This is a genomic window from Leclercia sp. (assembly GCF_036780805.1).
Lineage (GTDB): Bacteria > Pseudomonadota > Gammaproteobacteria > Enterobacterales > Enterobacteriaceae > Enterobacter.
In genome coordinates, this window is record NZ_DAIQCE010000002.1 from 34,619 (window position 1) to 56,352 (window position 21,734).

At 56.2% G+C, this 21,734-nt stretch carries 18 protein-coding genes; 12 read left to right on the forward strand and 6 right to left on the reverse strand.

Annotated features, from left to right (window positions below):
• The first annotated feature begins 4 nt into the window (after positions 1-4).
• The 6 genes from kdpC (at position 5) to potE (ending at position 8,074) form a co-directional block, all read left to right on the forward strand.
• Positions 5-580, forward strand: coding sequence for a potassium-transporting ATPase subunit KdpC (gene kdpC, locus V7Q49_RS09470; protein ID WP_333850541.1), 576 nt, complete (start codon positions 5-7; stop codon positions 578-580).
• Entirely contained in the window at positions 581-3,256 is a 2,676-nt protein-coding gene (gene kdpD / locus V7Q49_RS09475; protein ID WP_333850542.1) for a two-component system sensor histidine kinase KdpD, read from the forward strand. It begins immediately after the preceding gene.
• Entirely contained in the window at positions 3,253-3,930 is a 678-nt protein-coding gene (gene kdpE, locus V7Q49_RS09480; protein WP_333850543.1) for a two-component system response regulator KdpE, read from the forward strand. The genes kdpD and kdpE overlap by 4 nt, the downstream gene beginning before the upstream one ends.
• Before the next feature lie 276 nt (positions 3,931-4,206).
• On the forward strand, positions 4,207-4,311 hold the full coding sequence (speFL, locus tag V7Q49_RS09485; RefSeq protein WP_138369585.1) for a leader peptide SpeFL: 105 nt from the start codon (positions 4,207-4,209) through the stop codon (positions 4,309-4,311).
• Positions 4,312-4,565: 254 nt separating this feature from the next.
• Entirely contained in the window at positions 4,566-6,764 is a 2,199-nt protein-coding gene (gene speF / locus V7Q49_RS09490) for an ornithine decarboxylase SpeF (RefSeq protein WP_333850546.1), read from the forward strand.
• Positions 6,761-8,074, forward strand: coding sequence for a putrescine-ornithine antiporter (potE, locus tag V7Q49_RS09495; protein WP_333850548.1), 1,314 nt, complete (start codon positions 6,761-6,763; stop codon positions 8,072-8,074). The genes speF and potE overlap by 4 nt, the downstream gene beginning before the upstream one ends.
• 79 nt (positions 8,075-8,153) lie before the next feature.
• Here the strand turns inward: potE and pgm are convergent, their stop codons facing one another.
• Together pgm and seqA are read right to left on the reverse strand one after the other, a co-directional pair.
• Positions 8,154-9,794 carry a phosphoglucomutase (alpha-D-glucose-1,6-bisphosphate-dependent) gene (pgm, locus tag V7Q49_RS09500; protein ID WP_333850550.1) on the reverse strand — a complete coding sequence of 547 codons (1,641 nt, stop codon included), beginning with the start codon at positions 9,792-9,794 and terminating at the stop codon, positions 8,154-8,156.
• A gap of 24 nt (positions 9,795-9,818) precedes the next feature.
• Positions 9,819-10,361 (reverse strand): replication initiation negative regulator SeqA, encoded by a 543-nt coding sequence (gene seqA / locus V7Q49_RS09505; RefSeq protein WP_142488699.1) that lies wholly within the window; start codon positions 10,359-10,361, stop codon positions 9,819-9,821.
• A gap of 183 nt (positions 10,362-10,544) precedes the next feature.
• Between seqA and ybfF the strand changes: the two genes are divergently transcribed.
• The 4 genes from ybfF to fur all read left to right on the forward strand — a co-directional run bounded on the left by ybfF (position 10,545) and on the right by fur (position 13,158).
• Complete coding sequence (ybfF, locus tag V7Q49_RS09510) at positions 10,545-11,318, forward strand: esterase (protein ID WP_333850554.1); 774 nt, start codon at positions 10,545-10,547, stop codon at positions 11,316-11,318.
• Positions 11,319-11,446: 128 nt separating this feature from the next.
• Complete coding sequence (gene ybfE, locus V7Q49_RS09515) at positions 11,447-11,734, forward strand: LexA regulated protein (RefSeq protein ID WP_333850556.1); 288 nt, start codon at positions 11,447-11,449, stop codon at positions 11,732-11,734.
• A 155-nt stretch (positions 11,735-11,889) separates the two neighbouring features.
• Positions 11,890-12,420, forward strand: coding sequence for a flavodoxin FldA (fldA, locus tag V7Q49_RS09520; RefSeq protein WP_039029310.1), 531 nt, complete (start codon positions 11,890-11,892; stop codon positions 12,418-12,420).
• Between the two features lie 291 nt (positions 12,421-12,711).
• Positions 12,712-13,158 (forward strand): ferric iron uptake transcriptional regulator, encoded by a 447-nt coding sequence (fur, locus tag V7Q49_RS09525; RefSeq protein ID WP_032617055.1) that lies wholly within the window; start codon positions 12,712-12,714, stop codon positions 13,156-13,158.
• 153 nt (positions 13,159-13,311) lie between these two features.
• On the opposite strand, the gene chiQ is transcribed toward fur, so the two are convergent.
• From chiQ to nagE, 4 genes are all read right to left on the reverse strand, one after another.
• Positions 13,312-13,641: a ChiQ/YbfN family lipoprotein gene (gene chiQ, locus V7Q49_RS09530; RefSeq protein WP_442913063.1), complete on the reverse strand. Its 330-nt coding sequence runs from the start codon at positions 13,639-13,641 to the stop codon at positions 13,312-13,314.
• Positions 13,642-13,690: 49 nt separating this feature from the next.
• Complete coding sequence (gene chiP / locus V7Q49_RS09535) at positions 13,691-15,097, reverse strand: chitoporin ChiP (protein ID WP_333850563.1); 1,407 nt, start codon at positions 15,095-15,097, stop codon at positions 13,691-13,693.
• Between the two features lie 433 nt (positions 15,098-15,530).
• Positions 15,531-17,198: a glutamine--tRNA ligase gene (gene glnS, locus V7Q49_RS09540; RefSeq protein ID WP_333850565.1), complete on the reverse strand. Its 1,668-nt coding sequence runs from the start codon at positions 17,196-17,198 to the stop codon at positions 15,531-15,533.
• Positions 17,199-17,377: 179 nt separating this feature from the next.
• A complete protein-coding gene (gene nagE, locus V7Q49_RS09545) occupies positions 17,378-19,402 on the reverse strand; it encodes an N-acetylglucosamine-specific PTS transporter subunit IIBC (protein ID WP_333850566.1) in 2,025 nt (674 codons plus the stop codon).
• A 324-nt stretch (positions 19,403-19,726) separates the two neighbouring features.
• Here nagE and nagB point away from each other — a divergent pair, with 324 nt between their 5' ends.
• Positions 19,727-20,527 carry a glucosamine-6-phosphate deaminase gene (gene nagB / locus V7Q49_RS09550; RefSeq protein WP_142488692.1) on the forward strand — a complete coding sequence of 267 codons (801 nt, stop codon included), beginning with the start codon at positions 19,727-19,729 and terminating at the stop codon, positions 20,525-20,527.
• Positions 20,528-20,583: 56 nt separating this feature from the next.
• Complete coding sequence (gene nagA / locus V7Q49_RS09555; RefSeq protein ID WP_333850567.1) at positions 20,584-21,732, forward strand: N-acetylglucosamine-6-phosphate deacetylase; 1,149 nt, start codon at positions 20,584-20,586, stop codon at positions 21,730-21,732.
• Positions 21,733-21,734 lie beyond the last annotated feature (2 nt).

Consider the following 21,734-nt stretch of genomic DNA (forward strand, 5'->3'; position numbering starts at 1 on the left):
TCAAATGGCTATGTTACGTCCCGCTATACTGTTGTTTATTCTGCTGGCGCTGATCACCGGCGGCGTCTACCCGCTGGTGACCACCGCCCTGGGCCAGTGGTGGTTTGCCGACCAGGCCAACGGCTCCCTTATCCGCCAGCAGGGAGAGATCCGCGGCTCGCGCCTGATTGGGCAAGAATTTACGGGTGCAGGTTACTTTCACGGGCGTCCTTCCGCCACGGCGGAAAGCCCGTATAATCCGCTGGCCTCGGGGGGCAGCAACCTGGCGGGCAGCAACCCTGAGCTGGATAACGCCGTTCGCACCCGCGTGGCGGCCCTACGCGTCGCTAACCCGCAGGCCAGCCAGGCGGTGCCGGTTGAGCTGGTGACCGCTTCTGCCAGCGGGCTGGACTACAGCCTGACGCCGCAGGCCGTCGCCTGGCAGATCCCGCGGGTGGCGCAGGCACGTCAGCTTACGCCTGCGCAGCTCAGCGCGCTGGTGGCCGAGCATACGCAAAAACCGCTGTTCAGCGCGATGGGCGGCGCGGTGGTCAACATTGTTGAATTAAATCTGGCCCTGGACGCACTAAGGAAAAACTAAATGATCGACGAGCCTCAGCGCCCGGACCCGGACAAACTGCTGGAGCAGGCTGCCGCTCCCCATCGCGGCAAGCTGAAAATCTTCTTCGGCGCCTGCGCGGGCGTTGGCAAGACCTTCGCTATGCTCAGTGAAGCGCAGCGTCTGCGCGCCCAGGGGCTCGATATTTTGATCGGCGTGGCGGAGACCCACGGTCGTCAGGAGACCGCCGCCCTGCTGGCCGGGCTGGCGACCCAGCCGCCCCGGCGCATTCATCATCGCGGACGCCTGGTGACAGAATTCGATCTCGATGCCGCCCTCGCCCGCCGCCCGGCGCTGATCCTGATGGACGAGCTGGCGCATAGCAACGCCCCCGGATCGCGTCACCCCAAACGCTGGCAGGACGTTGAGGAGCTGCTGGAAGCGGGCATCGACGTCTTTACCACCGTCAACGTTCAGCATCTGGAGAGCCTTAACGACGTGGTCAGCGGCGTCACCGGCATTCAGGTCCGGGAGACCGTCCCGGATCCCTTCTTTGACGCCGCGGACGAAGTGGTGCTGGTGGATCTACCCCCGGACGACCTGCGCCAGCGCCTGCACGAAGGCAAGGTTTACATCGCCGGGCAGGCGGAGCGGGCGATCGAGCACTTCTTCCGTAAAGGCAATTTAATCGCCCTGCGCGAGCTGGCCCTGCGCCGCACCGCCGACCGGGTGGACGATCAGATGCGGGCCTGGCGCGACCGTCAGGGCGAGGAGAAAGTGTGGCATACCCGCGATGCGATCCTGCTCTGTATTGGGCACGGCAGCGGCAATGAGAAGCTGGTGCGCACCGCCGCGCGTCTGGCGGCGAAGTTCGGCAGCGTCTGGCACGCCGTCTACGTCGAGACCCCGCAGCTGCACCGTCTGCCGGAGAATCAGCGTCGCGCCATTCTCAGCGCCCTGCGTCTGGCCCAGGAGCTGGGCGCCGAAACCGCTACCCTGGCCGAACAGGCGGAAGACAAAGCCATCCTGCGCTACGCCCGGGAGCACAACCTCGGCAAGATTATCATCGGCAGACGTTCTCATCGCCGCTGGTTCAACAGGGACACCTTTGCCGACAGGCTGGCACAGCGTGCCCCCGACCTCGACCTGCTGATCGTGGCTCTGGACGACAAACCCACAGCCCTGCCCGTCAGAACGCCGGATAACCGGACGTTCAGTGACAAGTGGCGGATCCAGCTGCGCGGCTGTCTGGTGGCGGTACTGCTCTGCGCCCTGATCACCTTTATCGCCAGCCAGTGGCTACCCGATTTTGATGCCGCCAACCTGGTCATGATCTACCTGCTTGGCGTGGTGATCGTGGCGCTGTTTTACGGCCGCTGGCCTTCGGTACTGGCAACGGTGATCAACGTGGTCAGCTTCGATCTCTTTTTCATCGCCCCGCGCGGCACTCTGGCGGTGTCGGACGTGCAGTACGTGCTCACCTTTGCCGTGATGCTGGCGGTGGGATTGTTGATCGGCAACCTGACGGCGGGGGTGCGCTATCAGGCGCGGATCGCCCGCTACCGCGAGCAGCGCACCCGCCATCTGTATGAGATGTCGAAGGCGCTGGCGGTGGGCCGCACGCCGCAGGATATTGCCCACACCAGCCAGCAGTTTATCCACTCGACCTTTCACGCCCGCAGCCTGATCCTCGTTCCGGATCGCGAGGGCGCGCTGCGCCCGCTGACCTCTGCCTCGGGCATGACGCCCTGGGACGAGGCCATCGCCCGCTGGAGCTTCGACAAGGGCCAGCCCGCCGGGGCGGGCACCGACACCCTGCCCGGCGTGCCGTATCTTATCCTGCCCCTGCAGCACCAGGGGGTGGCGATCGTCGAGCCGTCCAACCTGCGTCAGCTGATGATCCCCGAGCAGCAGCGTCTGCTGGAGACCTTTACCCTGCTGGTCGCCAGCGCCCTCGAGCGGCTGGCCTTGACCGCCAGCGAAGAGCAGGCGCGGTTAGCCAGCGAGCGGGAGAGCATCCGTAACTCACTCCTGGCCGCCCTCTCCCACGATCTGCGCACGCCGCTAACGGTGCTGTTCGGCCAGTCGGAGATCCTGACCCTCGACCTGGCGGCAGAGGGCTCCCGCCACGCGCCGCAGGCCAGCGAGATCCGCCAGCACGTGCTCAATACCACCCGGCTGGTGAACAACCTGCTGGATATGGCGCGGATCCAGTCCGGCGGCTTTAATCTGAAAAAAGAGTGGCTGACCCTGGAAGAGGTGATCGGCAGCGCTTTAAAAACGCTGGAGCCGGGGCTGGGTGGTCGTCATATCGCACTCGATATGTCAGATCCTCTGGCGTTGATCCACGTGGATGGTCCGCTGTTCGAGCGGGTGCTAATTAACCTGCTGGAGAACGCCGGAAAATACGCGGGCAGCAGAGCGCAAATCGGCATTCACGCCAGCGTCACCCCTGAACAGCTGCAGCTGGAGGTATGGGATACCGGCCCGGGTATCCCGGTGGGTCAGGAACAGGCTATCTTTGATAAGTTCGCCCGCGGTAATAAGGAGTCGGCCATTCCCGGCGTCGGGCTGGGGCTGGCTATCTGTCAGGCGATTGTCGAAGTGCACGGCGGCACCATCACGGCCCATAACCGCCCCGAAGGCGGGGCCGGGTTTTGTGTTACACTGCCGCGCGATACGCCACCTGAACTGAATGAATTTCCAGAGGATTTGTGATTAACGTCCTGATTGTTGAAGATGAACTCGCCATCAGCCGTTTTCTGCGCGCCGCGCTGGAAGGAGAAGGCCTGCGCGTTCACGATGCCGGGACGCTGCAGCGGGGCCTGATTGAAGCCGCCACCCGCAAGCCGGATCTGGTGATCCTCGATCTGGGGCTACCGGACGGCGACGGCCTCGACTTTATCCGCGAAGTGCGCCAGTGGAGCCAGATGCCAATCATTGTGCTCTCGGCACGTCTGGAAGAGACCGACAAAATTGCCGCGCTCGATGCCGGGGCCGACGACTATCTCAGCAAGCCGTTTGGCATTGGCGAGCTGCAGGCGCGTCTGCGCGTCGCCCTGCGCCGCCACGCGACCACCGCCCCCGTCGACCCGGTGTATCACTTCTCCGATATTCGCGTCGATCTGGCCTCACGGCGTATTCAGCGGGGTGAGGCGGAAGTCCACCTGACCCCTATCGAGTTCCGCCTGCTGGCGGTCCTGCTCAACAATCACGGCAAAGTGCTCACCCAGCGCCAGCTGTTAAATCAGGTCTGGGGACCGAACGCGGTGGAGCATAGTCATTACCTGCGCATATATATGGGACACCTTCGCCAGAAACTCGAGGTGGACCCCGCGCGCCCTCGCCATTTATTAACTGAAACCGGTATCGGTTATCGGTTTATGCTTTGAATAACCATTCATTTTAATTTAACTTAAAAAATAATCGTCTTGTTTATATTTTAATAACAGCCAAGGCGTTTTGTATTTATTATTCCCCGCCAGTTAACACACTAAAAATACAGAGTATTAACACAATACCTACAAAACAGCATTTTGATCTGTGTGATAAGTAAAATCCGGGCATTTATTTTTTAAATGATCCTCTAATATTGATCATCTTCACGGTTTGCCACCCCTTTCCGGATAAAATGACCACGCTTTCAATTACTGAAAGGGAAAATGAAAATGGAAAACAACAATCGTTTTATGCCCCACATAAGGCGGGTAACGCATATCATGAAGTTTGCCCACCGCAACTGCTTTGACTTTCATCTCTTTAATGCCCGGTAGTCCTTCGACTTCTGGCGCACTCGCTTACAGGCTTCCCTGAAAAGACCGTTTTTACAGTCAGTTGGCTGTGAACCCGTGCGCGCATTCCCCTTGATTCAGACGCATCCGTAACCGGACGGACTGGATTTTATTATGCAAAAAGCAATGTACTGATTTTTTATCAGCGGCCCGACTTTGCTTTTTTTCCGGCGAGCAGCGATTTCTTTTTTTAAAGAAATCGAAGGACTTCTATTACCTAAAATAAAGAGCGAAAGATGAAAACGTTAAAAATTGCCACCAGCCGTACCTGTCCACACTGTTTTACCACCAGCCGCGAAACGGTGGACGTGAACGACTCGGATTATATCGACGTCGCCGCGGTGGTTCTGGCGGTGAGTGATATTGAAAAGGGTACCCTCGAAAAAATAGATGCAACGGGATTCAATATCCCCGTGTTTATTTCCACCCATAAAGAAGAGATTGTTCCGGCAGCCTATTTATCGCGGATTCAGGGCGTTTTTGAATGCGCCGACAACTGCAATGATTTTTACGGACGCCAGCTGGAAGCGGCCGCGCAAAAGTACGAAACGCAGCTGCGCCCGCCGTTCTTCCGCGCGCTGGTGGATTACGTCGCGCAAGGCAACAGCGCCTTTGACTGCCCGGGGCATCAGGGCGGACAGTTCTTCCGCCGCCATCCTGCCGGGAATCAGTTCGTCGATTTCTTTGGCGAGACGCTGTTCCGCTCCGACCTGTGCAATGCCGACGTGGCGATGGGCGATCTACTGATCCACGAAGGTGCGCCGTGTATCGCCCAGCAGCATGCGGCAAAAGTCTTTAATGCGGATAAAACCTACTTCGTGCTGAACGGCACCTCCTCTTCAAATAAGGTGGTGCTTAACGCCCTGCTCACCCCGGGCGATCTGGTCCTGTTCGATCGTAATAACCACAAATCCAACCATCACGGGGCCCTCCTTCAGGCAGGCGCTACGCCGGTCTATCTGGAAACCGCGCGCAACCCCTACGGCTTTATCGGTGGCATTGACGCCCACTGCTTTGAAGAGCGCTATCTGCGGGAGCTGGTGTCAGAGGTGGCCCCTGGCCGCGCCCGCGATGCGCGTCCGTTCCGCCTGGCGGTGATCCAGCTCGGCACCTACGATGGCACCATCTATAACGCCCGTCAGGTGGTGGATAAGATGGGTCATCTGTGCGATTACATCCTGTTTGATTCGGCCTGGGTGGGCTACGAGCAGTTTATTCCGATGATGGCCGACTGCTCTCCGCTGCTGCTGGAGCTGAACGAGAACGACCCGGGGATCCTGGTCACCCAGTCGGTACATAAACAGCAGGCAGGCTTCTCGCAGACCTCGCAAATCCACAAGAAAGACAGTCACATCAAAGGCCAGCCGCGCTATGTCCCGCATAAGCGGCTGAACAACGCCTTTATGATGCACGCCTCCACCAGCCCGTTCTATCCGCTGTTCGCCGCTCTGGATATCAACGCCCGCATGCATGAAGGGCAAAGCGGCCGCAACATGTGGATGGACTGCGTGGTGAACGGCATCGAGGCGCGCAAGCTGATCCTGCAAAACTGCCAGTTTATCCGCCCGTTTGTGCCAGAAACGGTGGACGGACGCCCGTGGGAAAGCGCCAGCACCGCCGACATTGCCACCAGTCTGCGCTTCTTCCACTTCGTTCCGGGCGAGAACTGGCACGCCTTTGAAGGCTATGCCGAGCACCAGTACTTTATCGATCCGTGCAAACTGCTGCTGACCACCCCGGGCATCAACGCCCGCACCGGGGAGTATGAGGATTGCGGCGTACCGGCCACCATTCTCGCCAACTTCCTGCGTGAAAACGGCATCGTCCCGGAAAAATGCGATCTCAACTCGATCCTGTTCCTGCTCACGCCTGCGGAAGATATGGGCAAACTGCAACAGCTGGTGGCGCAGCTGGTGCGCTTCGAAAAACTGCTCGAGAGCGATGTTCCGCTAAAAGAGGTCCTGCCTTCTCTCTACAAACAACATCCGGAGCGGTACGCCGATTACACCCTGCGCCAGATCTGCCAGGAGATGCACGATCTGTACGCCCGCCATAACGTGAAACAGCTGCAAAAAGAGATGTTCCGTAAATCGCACTTCCCACGGGTGATGATGAACCCGCAGGAGGCGAACTTTGCTTACCTACGCGGCGAGGTTGAGCTGGTCTCCCTGCGCGATGCGGAGGGCAGAATTGCCGCCGAAGGCGCCCTCCCTTACCCACCGGGCGTGCTGTGCGTGGTCCCGGGTGAAGTCTGGGGTGGCTCGGTGCTGCGCTACTTCGCGGCCCTCGAAGAGGGGATCAACCTGCTGCCGGGCTTTGCCCCGGAACTGCAGGGCGTTTACGTCGAAGAGTGTGATGGACGCAAACAGGTTCGCTGCTACGTCATCAAACAACCTGCCGCTCAGCCTGCGCTGCTGAAAGGAGAAACATTATGAGTAAATCCAACAAAATGGGGGTGGTGCAGCTCACCATTCTCACCATGGTCAACATGATGGGCTCCGGCATTATCATGCTGCCAACCAAGCTTGCGGAGGTGGGGACGATCTCGATCATCTCCTGGCTGGTGACGGCGGTAGGTTCGATGGCGCTGGCGTGGGCCTTCGCCAAATGCGGGATGTTCAGCCGCAAGTCGGGCGGGATGGGCGGCTATGCCGAGTATGCCTTCGGGAAGTCGGGCAACTTTATGGCCAACTATACCTACGGCGTGTCGCTGTTGATCGCCAACGTCGCGATTGCGATTTCGGCGGTGGGTTACGGTACCGAGTTGTTCGGTGCCACGCTCAGCCCGGTACAAATTGGGCTGGCGACCATCGGCGTGCTGTGGCTCTGCACCATTGCTAACTTTGGCGGGGCGCGTATTACCGGGCAGCTCAGCAGCATCACCGTCTGGGGGGTGATCATCCCGGTGGTCGGGCTGTGCATCATCGGCTGGTTCTGGTTTAGCCCGACGCTGTACGCCAACTCCTGGAACCCGCACCATGTGCCGTTCTTCACCGCGGTAGGCTCGTCCATCGCCATGACGTTATGGGCCTTCCTCGGACTGGAATCCGCCTGTGCTAACGCCGAAGTGGTGGAGAACCCGGAGAAGAACGTGCCGATTGCGGTGCTGGGCGGCACCCTGGGCGCGGCGGTGATCTATATTGTTTCCACCAACGTAATTGCCGGGATTGTGCCAAATATGGATCTGGCCAACTCCACCGCGCCGTTCGGGCTGGCCTTCGCGCAGATGTTCACTCCGGAAGTCGGGAAAGTGATCATGGGTCTGATGGTGATGTCGTGCTGCGGTTCCCTCCTCGGCTGGCAGTTCACCATCGCCCAGGTGTTTAAAACCTCGGCCGATGCCGGTTACTTCCCGAAAATCTTCTCCCGCGTCACCCAATCAGAAGCACCGGTACAGGGGATGCTGGCGATTGTCATCTTCCAGAGCGGCCTGTCCCTGATGACCATCAGCCCGTCGCTGAACAGCCAGTTTAACGTGCTGGTCAATCTGGCGGTGGTGACCAATATCATCCCGTATATCCTGTCGATGGCGGCGCTGGTGATTATTCAGAAGGTGGCGAAGGTCGACCCGGGCAAAGCGAAAGTGGCCAATATTGTGGCGCTGGTGGGGGCAATTTACAGCTTCTATGCCCTCTACTCTTCCGGCCAGGAAGCGATGCTCTACGGGGCGATGGTGACCTTTATGGGCTGGACGCTCTACGGGCTGGTGTCACCACGCTTTGAGCTGAAAAATAAAATGAGCTAATAAAAAACGGCAACCCCAAGGTTGCCGTTTGAATTCGTAGGCCGGGCAAACGCAGTGCCGCCCGGCACACCTACAGCACTTATGCGTTTTTCAGCACTTCACTCACAATCTCAACCGCTTCTTTCTCAATCTGCTGACGATGCTCAGCGCCGAGGAAGCTTTCACAGTAGATTTTGTACGCGTCTTCGGTGCCGGATGGACGCGCTGCGAACCAGCCGTTCTCGGTCATCACCTTCAGGCCGCCAATCGACGCGCCGTTACCCGGTGCAGCCGTCAGACGTGCGGTGATCGGGTCACCCGCCAGGGTGCTGGCGCTGACCATCTCTGGCGACAGCTTTGACAGCGCCGCTTTCTGTGCAGAAGTGGCAGAAGCCTGCAGACGGTTGTAGCTCGGGGCACCGAAACGGGCTGCCAGCTCGTTGTAGTGCTCCTGCGGGTTCTTACCGGTAACGGCAGTGATTTCCGCCGCCAGCAGGCACATGATGATGCCATCTTTATCGGTAGACCACGGCGTACCGTTGAAGCGCAGGAAGGACGCGCCCGCGCTCTCTTCGCCGCCAAAACCGAAGCTGCCGTCGAACAGACCGTCAACAAACCACTTGAAGCCAACCGGCACTTCTACCAGCTTGCGGCCCAGGTCGTTAACCACACGGTCGATCATGGCGGAGGAGACCAGGGTTTTACCCACGGCAACCTCTGCGCCCCACTGTGGACGATGCTGGAACAGATAGTTGATCGCTACCGCCAGGTAGTGGTTCGGATTCATCAGGCCCGCCGGGGTGACGATGCCGTGACGGTCATAATCCGGGTCATTAGCGAAGGCGAGGTCAAACTTGTCACGCAGCGCCAGCAGACCGGCCATCGCGCACTCGGAGGAGCAGTCCATGCGGATCGCGCCGTCTTTATCCAGGTGCATAAAGCGGAAGGTCTGATCGACGTGATCGTTGACGATGGTCAGATCCAGCTTGTAGTGCTCGGCAATGCGTTTCCAGTATTCGATACCGGAACCGCCGAGGGGGTCCACGCCCAGCTTCAGGCCGGCTTTCTGGATCGCCGCCATATCGACGATATCCGCCAGCCCTTCAACGAACGGCTGCACCAGATCCTGCTCTTTCACGTGGCCGGAGGCCATCGCTTCGTCCAGGGAAATGCGCTTCACGCCTTTCAGGCCGTCGGCCAGCAGGGCATTGGCACGATCTTCCACCACTTTGGTGACGTTGGTGTCAGCCGGGCCGCCATTCGGTGGGTTGTATTTGATGCCGCCATCTTCCGGCGGGTTGTGGGATGGCGTGATCACAATACCATCCGCCTGCGCACCGCCTTGCTGGTTATGCACCAGAATGGCGTTCGAGACCGCAGGGGTCGGCGTATAGCCGTTGTTTTCCTGAATCACGACGTCCACGCCGTTGGCGGCCAGTACTTCCAGCACGGAAATAAAAGCGGGCTCTGACAGAGCGTGGGTATCTTTACCGACGTAGCACGGACCGGTGATGCCATTTTTGGCACGCTCTTCCGCGATGGCCTGAGCAATGGCCAGAATATGCGGCTCGTTAAAGCTGTGGCGTACCGCACTGCCGCGGTGCCCGGATGTACCAAACTTCACTGCGTGTTCTGCGTTACCCACTTCCGGCTTCAGCACGTAGTACTGCGCGGTAAGCTGGGCGACGTTAATCAAATCGCTCTGTTGTGCAGGTTGACCCGCACGATTGTGATTTGCCATTGCCTGGTCCTTCTGATGCAAGGGTTAGATAGTGCCGCAAACCTTATCAGTCAATTCCGCCGGGAACTGCATGGATTGCATGATGTGTTCGATCATGCTGCGCTTGCGTCCGGTGTTGGTATTGGTGATTACCCAGTACGGCGTACCAGGCAGGTGCTTGGGCTTAGTTTGATTGCCATTCTGTAACAGCGTTTGCTCGTCAGCCGCGAAATAGACGCGGGTACGACCGTGAAGTGACTCCGTCGCGTCGGCAAATGCGTTGTTATCCAGTGAATAGAGTGTAGTCAGCACCAGCATAAAGCGGTTAACTGCTTTCTTCTGCTCAGCGTATTCGTCAGAGAGCAGCAATTCGCGCATCGCACGCACTTTGTCTTTTACCGGTGACAGCGGCTTTTCCTGTGCGACAGCAGCGGGCTGGCGCGTTTCTTTGATGGCCGGAGCGGCAGACTGCGAGGCGGCGGCAATTTTCAGCATGCGCCGTAAAATGTCGGACGCGCTCTCACCAATGTGCCGCGTCTGGCTGGCGATATACTGATAAAGCTCGTCATCAACTTCGATTGTTTTCATCTTAATCCAGTGCGATATCTTATCTGAATACAAGTCGTTGGGAGTATAAGGTCAAAACCCAACAGCGGATAGCGTCAAGCCAGAATGGCGGCAAAAGTCAGAATTAACTGTTTCCTTGCAGCCGGGCGGCAGAATGGTCAACATGATACCCTAACCTGACATACGTAAAAAAAGAACTTTGCCATGAAATTGAATACCCGAGCGCAATCTGCACAATCGCCGCACAATAATTCTCCCATCGTCCTGGTGCATGGCCTGTTTGGCAGCCTGGATAACCTTGGCGTGCTGGCACGGGATCTGGTGACCGACCACGCGCTGCTGCAGGTGGACATGCGCAACCACGGTCTGTCGCCGCGCTCGCCGCAGATGACCTACGCCGTCATGGCTCAGGATCTGCTGGATACGCTGGATGAACACCATATTGAAAAGGCGATCCTGATTGGTCACTCAATGGGCGGTAAAGCAGTAATGGCGCTGACGGCGCTCGCACCAGAGCGCATTGCCGGGCTGGTGGTGATCGACGTCGCGCCGGTGGATTATGACGTGCGCCGCCACGATGAGATCTTCGCCGCCATTAACGCCGTGACGGACGCAGGCGTCAGCACCCGCCAGCAGGCTGCGGCGCTGATGCGTGAACACCTTGACGAAGAAGGCGTGGTGCAGTTCCTGCTGAAATCCTTCGTCGACGGCCAGTGGCGCTTCAACGTGCCGGTTCTCTGGGACCAATACGATCAGATCGTCGGCTGGCAGCCGGTCGCCGCGTGGCCGCATCCAACCCTGTTTATTACCGGCGGCAATTCGCCGTATGTGACCGAAGCGTACCGTGATGCGCTGCTGGCGCAGTTCCCTCAGGCGCGAGCGCACGTCATTGCCGGGGCCGGACATTGGGTCCATGCCGAAAAACCGGACGCGGTGCTGCGCGCTATTCGCCGTTACCTCGCTGACATCGAAAATTGATTAAAAAGAGAGCGACTGGTCGCCTGCGGGCCTCCAGTCGTTGGCGTGCCGTTTTCGGTGATGTATGATGGCGCGCTTATCGCCCGGGCATTAGCAGGGTGTCTTGTTTCCCCCGAAGTCTCAGAATCATGGCCAAAGAACACACGGACCGCACGACAATAGATCTGTTCGCGAATGAGCGTCGCCCGGGACGACCGAAAACCAATCCGCTTTCGCGTGATGAACAGCTGCGCATTAATAAGCGCAATCAGCTTAAACGCGATAAAAGTCGTGGGCTTAAACGCGTCGAGCTGAAAATGAATGCTGAAGCCGTCGATGCGCTGAATGAGCTGGCGAATGCCCGTGAGATCAGCCGCAGTGAGCTTATTGAAGAGATGCTGATCGCGCAGCTCGAGAAATGGCACGGCAAAGCGTAAGTCAGAAAACTCCCCTTCTTGTTGCTTTCATGTAGCACAGAGTGCAGTCCTGCGTGATAGCAGTTTCCGCAGGCTTCTCTGTTCTGCTATGATTGCCCTTATCCGTGGCTAAATTGCGCCACCATACCATTAAGTATCAAGAGGTTATTTTACTCATGGCAATCATCGGCATTTTTTTCGGCAGCGACACGGGTAACACCGAAAATATCGCAAAAAACATTCAAAAACAGTTGGGTAAAGACGTTGCCGATGTGCATGACATTGCGAAAAGCAGCAAAGAAGATATCGAAGGCTACGATATTCTGCTGCTGGGCATCCCGACCTGGTATTACGGTGAAGCGCAGTGTGACTGGGACGACTTCTTCCCTTCTCTGGAAGAGATCGATTTCAACGGCAAGCTGGTGGCCCTGTTTGGCTGTGGCGACCAGGAAGACTATGCAGAGTACTTCTGCGATGCCCTCGGCACCATTCGCGACATCATTGAGCCACGCGGCGCGGTGATCGTAGGACACTGGCCAACTGCCGGTTATCACTTCGAAGCCTCTAAAGGTCTGGCCGATGACAATAACTTCGTGGGCCTCGCCATCGACGAAGACCGACAGCCGGAACTGACCGCTGAGCGCGTCGACAAATGGGTAAAACAGGTTCGCGAAGAACTGCACCTCGACGACATCCTCAACGCCTGATGATGTCGCGGCGCAACGCTAAAGTTGCGCCGCATCGATAGGTAATACCAATCAAAATAATTGCTACAAATTTTTAACTTTTGCTGCCATACCTGTACAATGATCCAGGAGTAAACGGGGAACCTTGTAACAACTTTGTTGGCGGTACCACGTTTTTATAAGCATACTTTACTTGAGACTTGCAGTTTTCATTACGTCATGGCAGTTCTATAATGAGACGCATTATCCCAGGTGCATTTTCTGTCACTTCTTCTTTAGAAGTGAATCGTTTAGCAACAGGACAGATTCCGCATGACTGACAACAACACCGCATTAAAGAAGGCCGGACTGAAAGTCACGCTTCCACGGTTAAAAATCTTGGAAGTGCTTCAGGGTCCGGATAACCATCATGTCAGTGCGGAAGACTTATACAAGCGTCTGATCGACATGGGCGAAGAGATTGGTCTGGCTACCGTTTACCGTGTACTGAACCAGTTCGACGATGCAGGCATCGTAACGCGTCATAATTTCGAAGGCGGTAAATCCGTGTTTGAACTGACGCAGCAGCACCACCACGATCACCTGATTTGCCTCGACTGCGGCAAAGTGATCGAATTCAGCGATGATTCCATCGAATTACGTCAGCGCGAAATTGCCGCACGTCATGGCATTCGTCTGACCAACCACAGTCTGTACCTGTATGGCCACTGTGCCGAAGGCGACTGCCGCGAAGATGACCACGCGCACGACACCAAATAATCTTTGCATAGACTCTGAGCCAACCTGACGGTTGGCTTTTTTTTGCCTGCGATAATGTAAAAAAGCCCGGTGGCGCTGCGCTGTCGGGCCTACAAGGGTGAAATCACCCCCAGGCCGGTAAGCATAGCGCCACCGGGCGTGGCAAACAGCTCATTACTTCGCGTTGTTGCTGCGGATCTCCTGCCAGATTTTATCGCAGTTTTTGGTCACGTCCTGATTGTTACCCGTTTTACGCGCCTGAATACAGGCCTGGTAATCCGCCACCCGGACGGTTTCCTGGGTCGCAAACTGTTCGTGCGCCTTCTCCTGACGCAGCACGTCCAGCACGCTCTGACAGGCTTCAATCTTTTCCGGTGACCCTTCAGCGGTATTGATGCACGCGCTGTAGGCCTCTTTCAGACGGGTATCTTCTTTCTGGGTCTGGGGTTGTGCGCAGGCGGCCAGTCCTGATGCCAGCACTGCGACCATGACGATTTTTTTCAACATAACGATCTCCAGTCAGGCGGGGAGTGAGTCCCCGCCCGGATTGTCATCAGAAGATGGTGAACGGGGCGATAACCATGAACTTCACGTCACGCTCATCCTGGAAGATGTTGCCGTAGCCGCCGCCATAGCTTGGGATATCGGAGTGGTTGTCATACTGCGTGAAGTGCAGTTTGAACATGGTTCCTTTCGCGCGGCCGTCCTGCAGGGTGTAGATCGCATCCAGGCTGTAGGCCGATTCCTTAATCTTGTTGGAGGCGATATCTTCACGCTGACCGGCGCTGTTGATTAACCAGTCTGACGGTTTCGCATCCCAGGCATAGACATAGGACGCGCCAACGCTCCAGCCCGCAAGGTTCCAGTTGCTCAGATCATACATGGCACCGAAGAAGACCGCTTTTTCGCCGTTGGCGTTAAAGTCGGAGCGGTTATCCCACCACACGTCCAGACGACCGTTGGAAGACGCATAGGTTGGGGTCATACGCTGCAGGAAGTAACCCTGCTGCCCTTCCGCCTTGACGTAAGTCCCTTCCAGACGTAAATCGACCTGGCCGACCTTGTAGCCCAGCGTCAGCGCCTGCAGCCATGCTGTACCATCGTAGATATCATTCTCGGTGCCGCTGTCGGCTTTATCACGCGTGCCGTAGAACTGATAGCTGGTGGAGAGCGGGCCACCCACGATATCAAGCTTGTAGCTGGCTTTAGCAAAGTACTGATCGATAAAACCTTCAGCCTGACCAAAGGCCGCTTCCAGAATCAGGTTGTTTTTGAAATCGTACTTCGCGCCGAAGGAGTGGAGATAGTCGACGCGGGTTTTCCTGTCATTCTGATAGAACTTGTCCATCTCGAGGTGCCACGGCGCTTTATATTCGTTGGTCCACATGTACGAGAAACTCAACGCACCGCTATCACCGTAGTCAAAGTTGGCCCCGGCTTCAGCACCCTGATAGGTACCCGGCATAAAGCTCCAGTGCGGCGCCAGCAGGGTTTGACCGGTTGGCTGCAACCAGCCACCGCGTGCCCAGACCGGACCGTATTTAAATTTAGCCGCCGCTTTGTACAGGCTGATCCCGCTCTTATCGCCGGACCAGTCCTCTTTATAAGCTTTGTTGCTGGAGGAGAAGGCAATTTCGTTCGGGTGACCGCTGTCGCCGTTTTCCGCCATTTCGATGGCCGTGAACGCAGCCAGATCGAGACCGAACATATCGGCGGCATAGCCGGACTGGAAATCAAGGTTGGCGTTCCAGGTGGAGTGAGCGAGGTTCGTTTTGTATTTGTCTGACTCGACATCTTTGCGGTCACGTTCACGCTGCCAGTAATAGACACCGCCCGTGAGGGTTGAATCATCAATGAAACCTTCGGCCTGGGCTTTCGGAGAAACCATCCAGCCTGACATTGCTGTAACACCGGCGATAGCCAGCGCAAGCGCACTACGTTTGCCACTAAACGTACGCATAATTAATCCTCTTTGACGTATTTAAAGCGCCTTAAACGGCGAAAAACAAAAAAGTAAAAAGCGGAGGCAATCGGAAATACCCGCTTACATCTCCTGCCCCTAGACTATTTTTCGCGACGCGAATTATCAATGCTTTTCAGCGATCAAAAGTCAGGATTATGACAAAGCGCACATATTTGGTTGCGATTTGTAACAAAGGAAATGAGGGAGGATTTTTATTTAAAATAATGTGCGGAATGAGCGATTTATTTTTAATAAATAAAAGTTAAATATCACATCCGGTATCTATAGCGGTTAATTTTTGAAAGGGAAGAGAAAGCTAACCGTTCTAAGAAACAGAATTAATTCGCAACGCGAAGATTTAAAGGTTTAGGGTACGAGCTGCGGGCAAAAAAAACGCCGCATTACGCGGCGTTTTCAGGAGGAAAAGGGATTACTCGCCCGCTTTCGCCCAGGTATCACGCAGACCAACGGTACGGTTAAATACCAGTTTGTCAGCGGTAGCATAGCGGCTGTCGAGGCAGAAGTAGCCTTCGCGCTCAAACTGATAAGCGTGACCGGCTACGGCAGCTTTCAGTGATGGCTCGGCAAAGCCCTGCTTGATCACCAGAGAATCCTGATTAATTACCTGCAGGAAGTCCTCTGCCGCACCCGGATTTGGCACGCTGAACAGGCGATCGTACAGGCGGATTTCAACCGGCAGCGCATGCGCCGCGCTCACCCAGTGGATCACGCCCTTCACCTTGCGACCGTCGGCCGGATCCTTGCTCAGGGTCTCAGCGTCGTAGGTGCAGAAGATGGTGGTGATATTGCCTTCCGCATCTTTCTCGACGCGCTCGGCTTTGATCACGTAGGCGTTACGCAGGCGCACTTCTTTGCCCATCACCAGACGCTTGTACTGCTTGTTGGCTTCTTCACGGAAGTCGGCGCGATCGATCCAGATCTCGGCGCTGAACGGCACCTCACGGCTGCCCATCTCCGGTTTGCTCGGATGGTTCGGCATGGTCACCAGCTCGCTTTCGCCCTGCGGGTAGTTTTCGATAACCAGTTTCACCGGATCGATAACCGCCATAGCGCGCGGCGCATTGTCGTTCAGATCTTCGCGGATACAGGATTCCAGCGACGCCATCTCGATGGTGTTGTCCTGCTTAGTCACGCCGATGCGTTTGCAGAACTCACGGATGGAGGCTGCGGTATAGCCACGACGACGCAGACCGGAGATGGTCGGCATACGCGGGTCATCCCAGCCTTCAACGTGCTTGTCAGTCACCAGCAGGTTCAGCTTACGCTTGGACATTACGGTGTATTCCAGATTCAGACGAGAGAACTCGTACTGACGCGGATGCACCGGAATAGAGATGTTATCCAGCACCCAGTCATACAGGCGACGGTTATCCTGGAACTCCAGGGTACAGAGTGAGTGGGTAATGCCTTCCAGCGCATCGCTGATGCAGTGGGTAAAGTCGTACATCGGGTAGATGCACCATTTGCTGCCGGTCTGGTGGTGATCGGCAAACTTAATGCGGTACAGCACCGGATCGCGCATCACGATAAACGGCGAGGCCATGTCGATTTTGGCACGCAGACAGGCTTTACCCTCTTCGAAGCCACCGGCACGCATTTTTTCAAACAGCGCCAGGTTCTCTTCCACGCTGCGATCGCGGAACGGGCTGTTTTTACCCGGCGCGGTCAGCGAGCCGCGGTATTCGCGGATTTCGTCAGCGGAAAGCTCGTCAACGTAGGCCAGGCCTTTATTAATCAGCTCAACGGCGTAGGCGTACAGCTGATCAAAATAGTCAGAGGAGTAGCAGATGTCGCCAGACCAGTTGAAGCCCAACCATTGCACGTCGTTCTTAATGGACTCTACGTACTCGATATCTTCTTTCACCGGGTTGGTGTCATCGAAACGCAGGTTGCATTGACCCTGGTAGTCCTGTGCGATGCCGAAGTTCAGGCAGATCGATTTCGCGTGACCAATATGCAGGTAGCCGTTTGGCTCCGGCGGGAAACGGGTATGAACTGTGGTGTGCTTACCGGTGGCCAGATCTTCATCAATGATCTGACGGATAAAGTTGCTCGGGCGGGCTTCAGCCTCACTCATCGTGGATTCCTCAAAGCGTAAACGACGTATAACGGCATATGATCTTATAAGCCGGGCGTAGTGACAACCTTTAGTTACGCAAAAAAAGGTCTATGAAGAGAATTATCGGGGCGATTGCTGCAAAAAAAAGCGGCGGGGATATCCCCGCCGCTCAGGCATTAACGCTGACTCAGGAGCACTTATTTGCCTTTAATTTCATACAGAGGTGTCTGACCGGCAACAACCTGACCCTGCGCCTTGATCACCAGGCCGCTGAAGTCGTCGATATTGCTGCAGACAACCGGACTGATCATGGAGCGCGCATTGGCGTTCAGGAAGTCGAGATCCATTTCCAGAACCGGCTGACCAGCAACCACTTCTGCACCCTCTTCCACCAGGCGTTTGAAGCCCTGGCCACCCAGCGCAACGGTATCGATACCCATGTGGACAACGATCTCCGCGCCTTTCTCTGTTTCCAGGCAGAACGCGTGGTTAGTATTAAAGATCTTGACGATAGTCCCGGCTGCCGGGGAGACCACGGTTTTATCCGTTGGTTTCACCGCCACGCCGTCACCTACCGCTTTGCTGGCGAAGGCTTCATCAGGTACCTGCTCCAGGGCAACCACGTCACCGGTCACCGGGGAAACCAGTGCGGCGATGGTGGTGGCATTGGGAACAGCCTGTGGCTTAACGGCAGCAGCAGGTGCAGCGGATGGCGCTGGTGCAGCTTCAGCAGCGGCAACCGGACCGGTAGTTTTCATGGCGTTGGCGATTTTCTCAGCCACGAAGCCGACAATAATCTGCACGCTGGTTTTGTTCAGGCGGATCACGCCAGACGCACCCAGACGTTTCGCCATTGCTTCGTTAACCAGAGAAGAGTCTTTCACGTTCAGACGCAGACGGGTGATGCAGGCATCAATACCGGTCAGGTTATCTGAACCGCCGACTGCCGCGATGTACTGACGCGCCAGGCCGGAAACGTCTTCCGTTGCGGTACCGCTCACGTTCACATCCTGACCATCCGCTTCGCTACCGGCAACCGCCAGCTCACGACCCGGGGTCATCAGGTTGAATTTGGTGATGGTGAAGCGGAACACCACGTAGTAGATCACGAAGAACGCCAGACCCTGCAGGATCAGCATGTACCAGTGAACCGCCAGCGGGTTACGGGAAGAGAGCACCATATCCACCAGACCCGCACTGAAGCCGAAGCCGGCAATCCACTGCATGCTTGCAGCGATGAACACGGAGATACCGGTCAGCACGGCGTGGATCACGTACAGCACTGGCGCAACGAACATGAAGGAGAATTCCAGCGGCTCGGTGATACCGGTGAAGAAGGCCGCGAACGCGCCCGCCATCATGATACCCAGCACTTTCGCTTTGTTCTCTGGACGCGCGCAGTGGTAGATAGCCAGCGCAGCACCCGGCAGACCGAACATCATAATCGGGAAGAAGCCCGCCTGATAACGACCGGTGATACCCACAACCGCTTTACCTGCTTCGATGGACTGTGCGCCGCCGAGGAAGTTAGGAATGTCGTTAATGCCCGCAACGTCAAACCAGAACACGGAGTTCAGAGCGTGGTGCAGACCGACCGGGATCAGCAGACGGTTGAAGAACGCATACACGCCCGCACCGACGGAACCCAGTTTCTGGATGTGCTCACCGAAGTTCACCAGACCGTCGAAGATCACCGGCCAGATGTACATCAGGATGAAAGCGACAACAATCATCACGAAGGAGGTCAGGATCGGCACCAGACGACGACCGCTGAAGAAGGAGAGCGCTTTTGGCAACTCAACGCTACTGAAGCGGTTGTACAGTTCAGCGGAGATGATACCCACGAGGATACCCACGAACTGGTTGCTGATTTTACCGAACGCTGCCGGAACCTGATCCGCAGGGATCTTCTGGATCATGGAAACCGCAGCAGGAGAGCAGAGCGTGGTCAACACAAGGAAGCCCACAAAACCGGTCAGTGCCGCAGCACCGTCTTTATCTTTGGACATACCATAAGCCACACCAATGGCAAACAGTACGGACATGTTATCAATAATGGCAGAACCGGACTTAATGAAGAACGCCGCTAGCGCGTTGTCTCCACCCCAACCCACAGGGTCAATCCAGTAACCGACACCCATCAGTATTGCTGCCGCTGGCAGCGTGGCGACCGGCACCATTAAGGCGCGGCCAACCTTTTGTAAATAACCTAAAATGCTCAATTTGTTCCCCCTATGAGACCCCGTTAACGGTGTGTTCTCAGCTGTGTTTTTATTGTGTCACTAACTTATACATACAGTTGATGATTCACTGGCTGATTGAGTGTGTGGAAAATTAATTCGTATCGCAAATTAAACGCGTACTTTTTGTGAGTTTTGTCACCAAATATTGTTTATCACCCTCCCCTGCACTGGCAAACTGTCAAAACTTATTTTATGATACGAAAAATCAAGACGGATTGCCCCCTCTCGGTGTGAACCAGGTTAGTCTTAATCATACCCGGACAAGCAATCCGCCAACTTTTATGAAAACTTCAGAGGTGAATAATGAGACTGATCCCCCTGGCAACTGCAGAACAAGTCGGAAAATGGGCTGCCCGCCATATCGTAAACCGTATCAATGCGTTCAAACCGACTGCCGATCGTCCTTTTGTGCTCGGCCTGCCGACCGGTGGCACCCCTCTTACCGCCTATAAAGCTCTGGTTGAGATGCATAAAGCGGGCCAGGTCAGCTTCGAACATGTTGTCACCTTCAACATGGACGAGTACGTTGGTCTGCCAAAAGATCATCCGGAAAGCTACCATAGCTTCATGCATCGTAACTTCTTTGATCACATTGATATTCAGCCGGGAAATATTAACCTGCTGGATGGCAATGCACCGGATATCGACGCTGAGTGCCGTCATTATGAAGAAAAAATTCGCGCTTACGGCAAAATTCACCTGTTTATGGGTGGCGTAGGCAACGACGGTCATATCGCGTTTAACGAACCGGCCTCTTCTCTGGCATCCCGTACCCGTATCAAAACCCTGACTCATGACACCCGTGTGGCTAACTCCCGTTTCTTTGATGGCGACGTGAACCAGGTGCCAAAATACGCCCTGACCGTTGGCGTGGGTACCCTGCTCGACGCGGAAGAAGTGATGATTCTGGTGCTGGGCGGCGTGAAAGCGCAGGCGCTGCAGGCGGCAGTGGAAGGTAACGTCAACCATATGTGGACCATCAGCTGCCTGCAGCTGCATCCGAAAGCGGTGGTGGTGTGCGATGAGCCGTCCACGATGGAACTGAAAGTGAAGACGCTGAAATATTTCAACGAATTAGAAGCAGAAAATATTAAAGGTCTGTAATGTAACGCCGCCTCTGTCCGCAGAGGCGGGATGCTATTTTTATACCGGGGGTCGTTATGTACGCTTTAACCCACGGTCGGATTTATACCGGCCATGAAATTCTGGATGACCATGCGATTGTGATCGCAAATGGCCTGATTGAACGTGTCTGCCCACTGGCCGAACTGCCGGCGGAAATAGAACAACGCTCGCTCAATGGGGCAATCCTCTCCCCCGGTTTTATCGACGTACAGCTTAACGGCTGTGGCGGCGTGCAGTTCAATGATACAGCGGAAGCCGTTACGGTTGAGACGCTGGAGATTATGCAGCGCGCCAACGAAAGATCGGGCTGCACCAGCTACCTGCCAACGCTGATTACCACCAGCGACGATCTGATGAAACAGGGCATTCGCGTCATGCGTGAATACCTCGCGAAATACCCGCACCAGGCGCTGGGCCTGCACCTTGAAGGTCCGTGGCTGAATATCGTCAAGAAAGGCACCCATAACCCGAGCTTCGTGCGTAAACCTGACGACGAGCTGGTCGATTTCATGTGCGCCAACGCAGATGTGATCACTAAAGTGACCCTGGCGCCTGAGATGGTCGATCCGGACGTCATCCGCAAGCTGGCGGGCGCAGGGATTGTGGTCTCTGCCGGGCACTCCAACGCCACGCTGAAAGAGGCCAAAGTGGGCTTCCGCGCCGGGATCTCCTTCGCCACCCATCTCTATAATGCCATGCCGTACATCACCGGGCGCGAGCCGGGTCTGGCCGGGGCGATCTTCGATGAGCCTGACGTCTACTGCGGCATCATTGCCGACGGGTTACACGTCGATTATGCCAACGTCCGTAACGCCAAACGCCTGAAGGGCGACAAGCTGTGTCTGGTCACCGATGCTACGGCGCCAGCAGGGGCAAATATTGAACAGTTCATTTTTGCTGGTAAAACAATATACTACCGGAATGGACTGTGTGTGGATGAGAACGGAACCTTAAGCGGTTCAGCGCTAACCATGATCGAAGGCGTGCGCAATCTGGTGGAACATTGCAGCATTGCCCTGGATGAAGTGTTGCGTATGGCAACCCTCTACCCGGCACGCGCGATTGGCGTGGACAAGCAGCTGGGCAGCATTGCTCCGGGCATGGTGGCCAACCTCACCGCATTCACACACGATTATAAAATCATCAAGACCATCGTTAATGGTAACGAGGTCGTCACAGAGTAAGT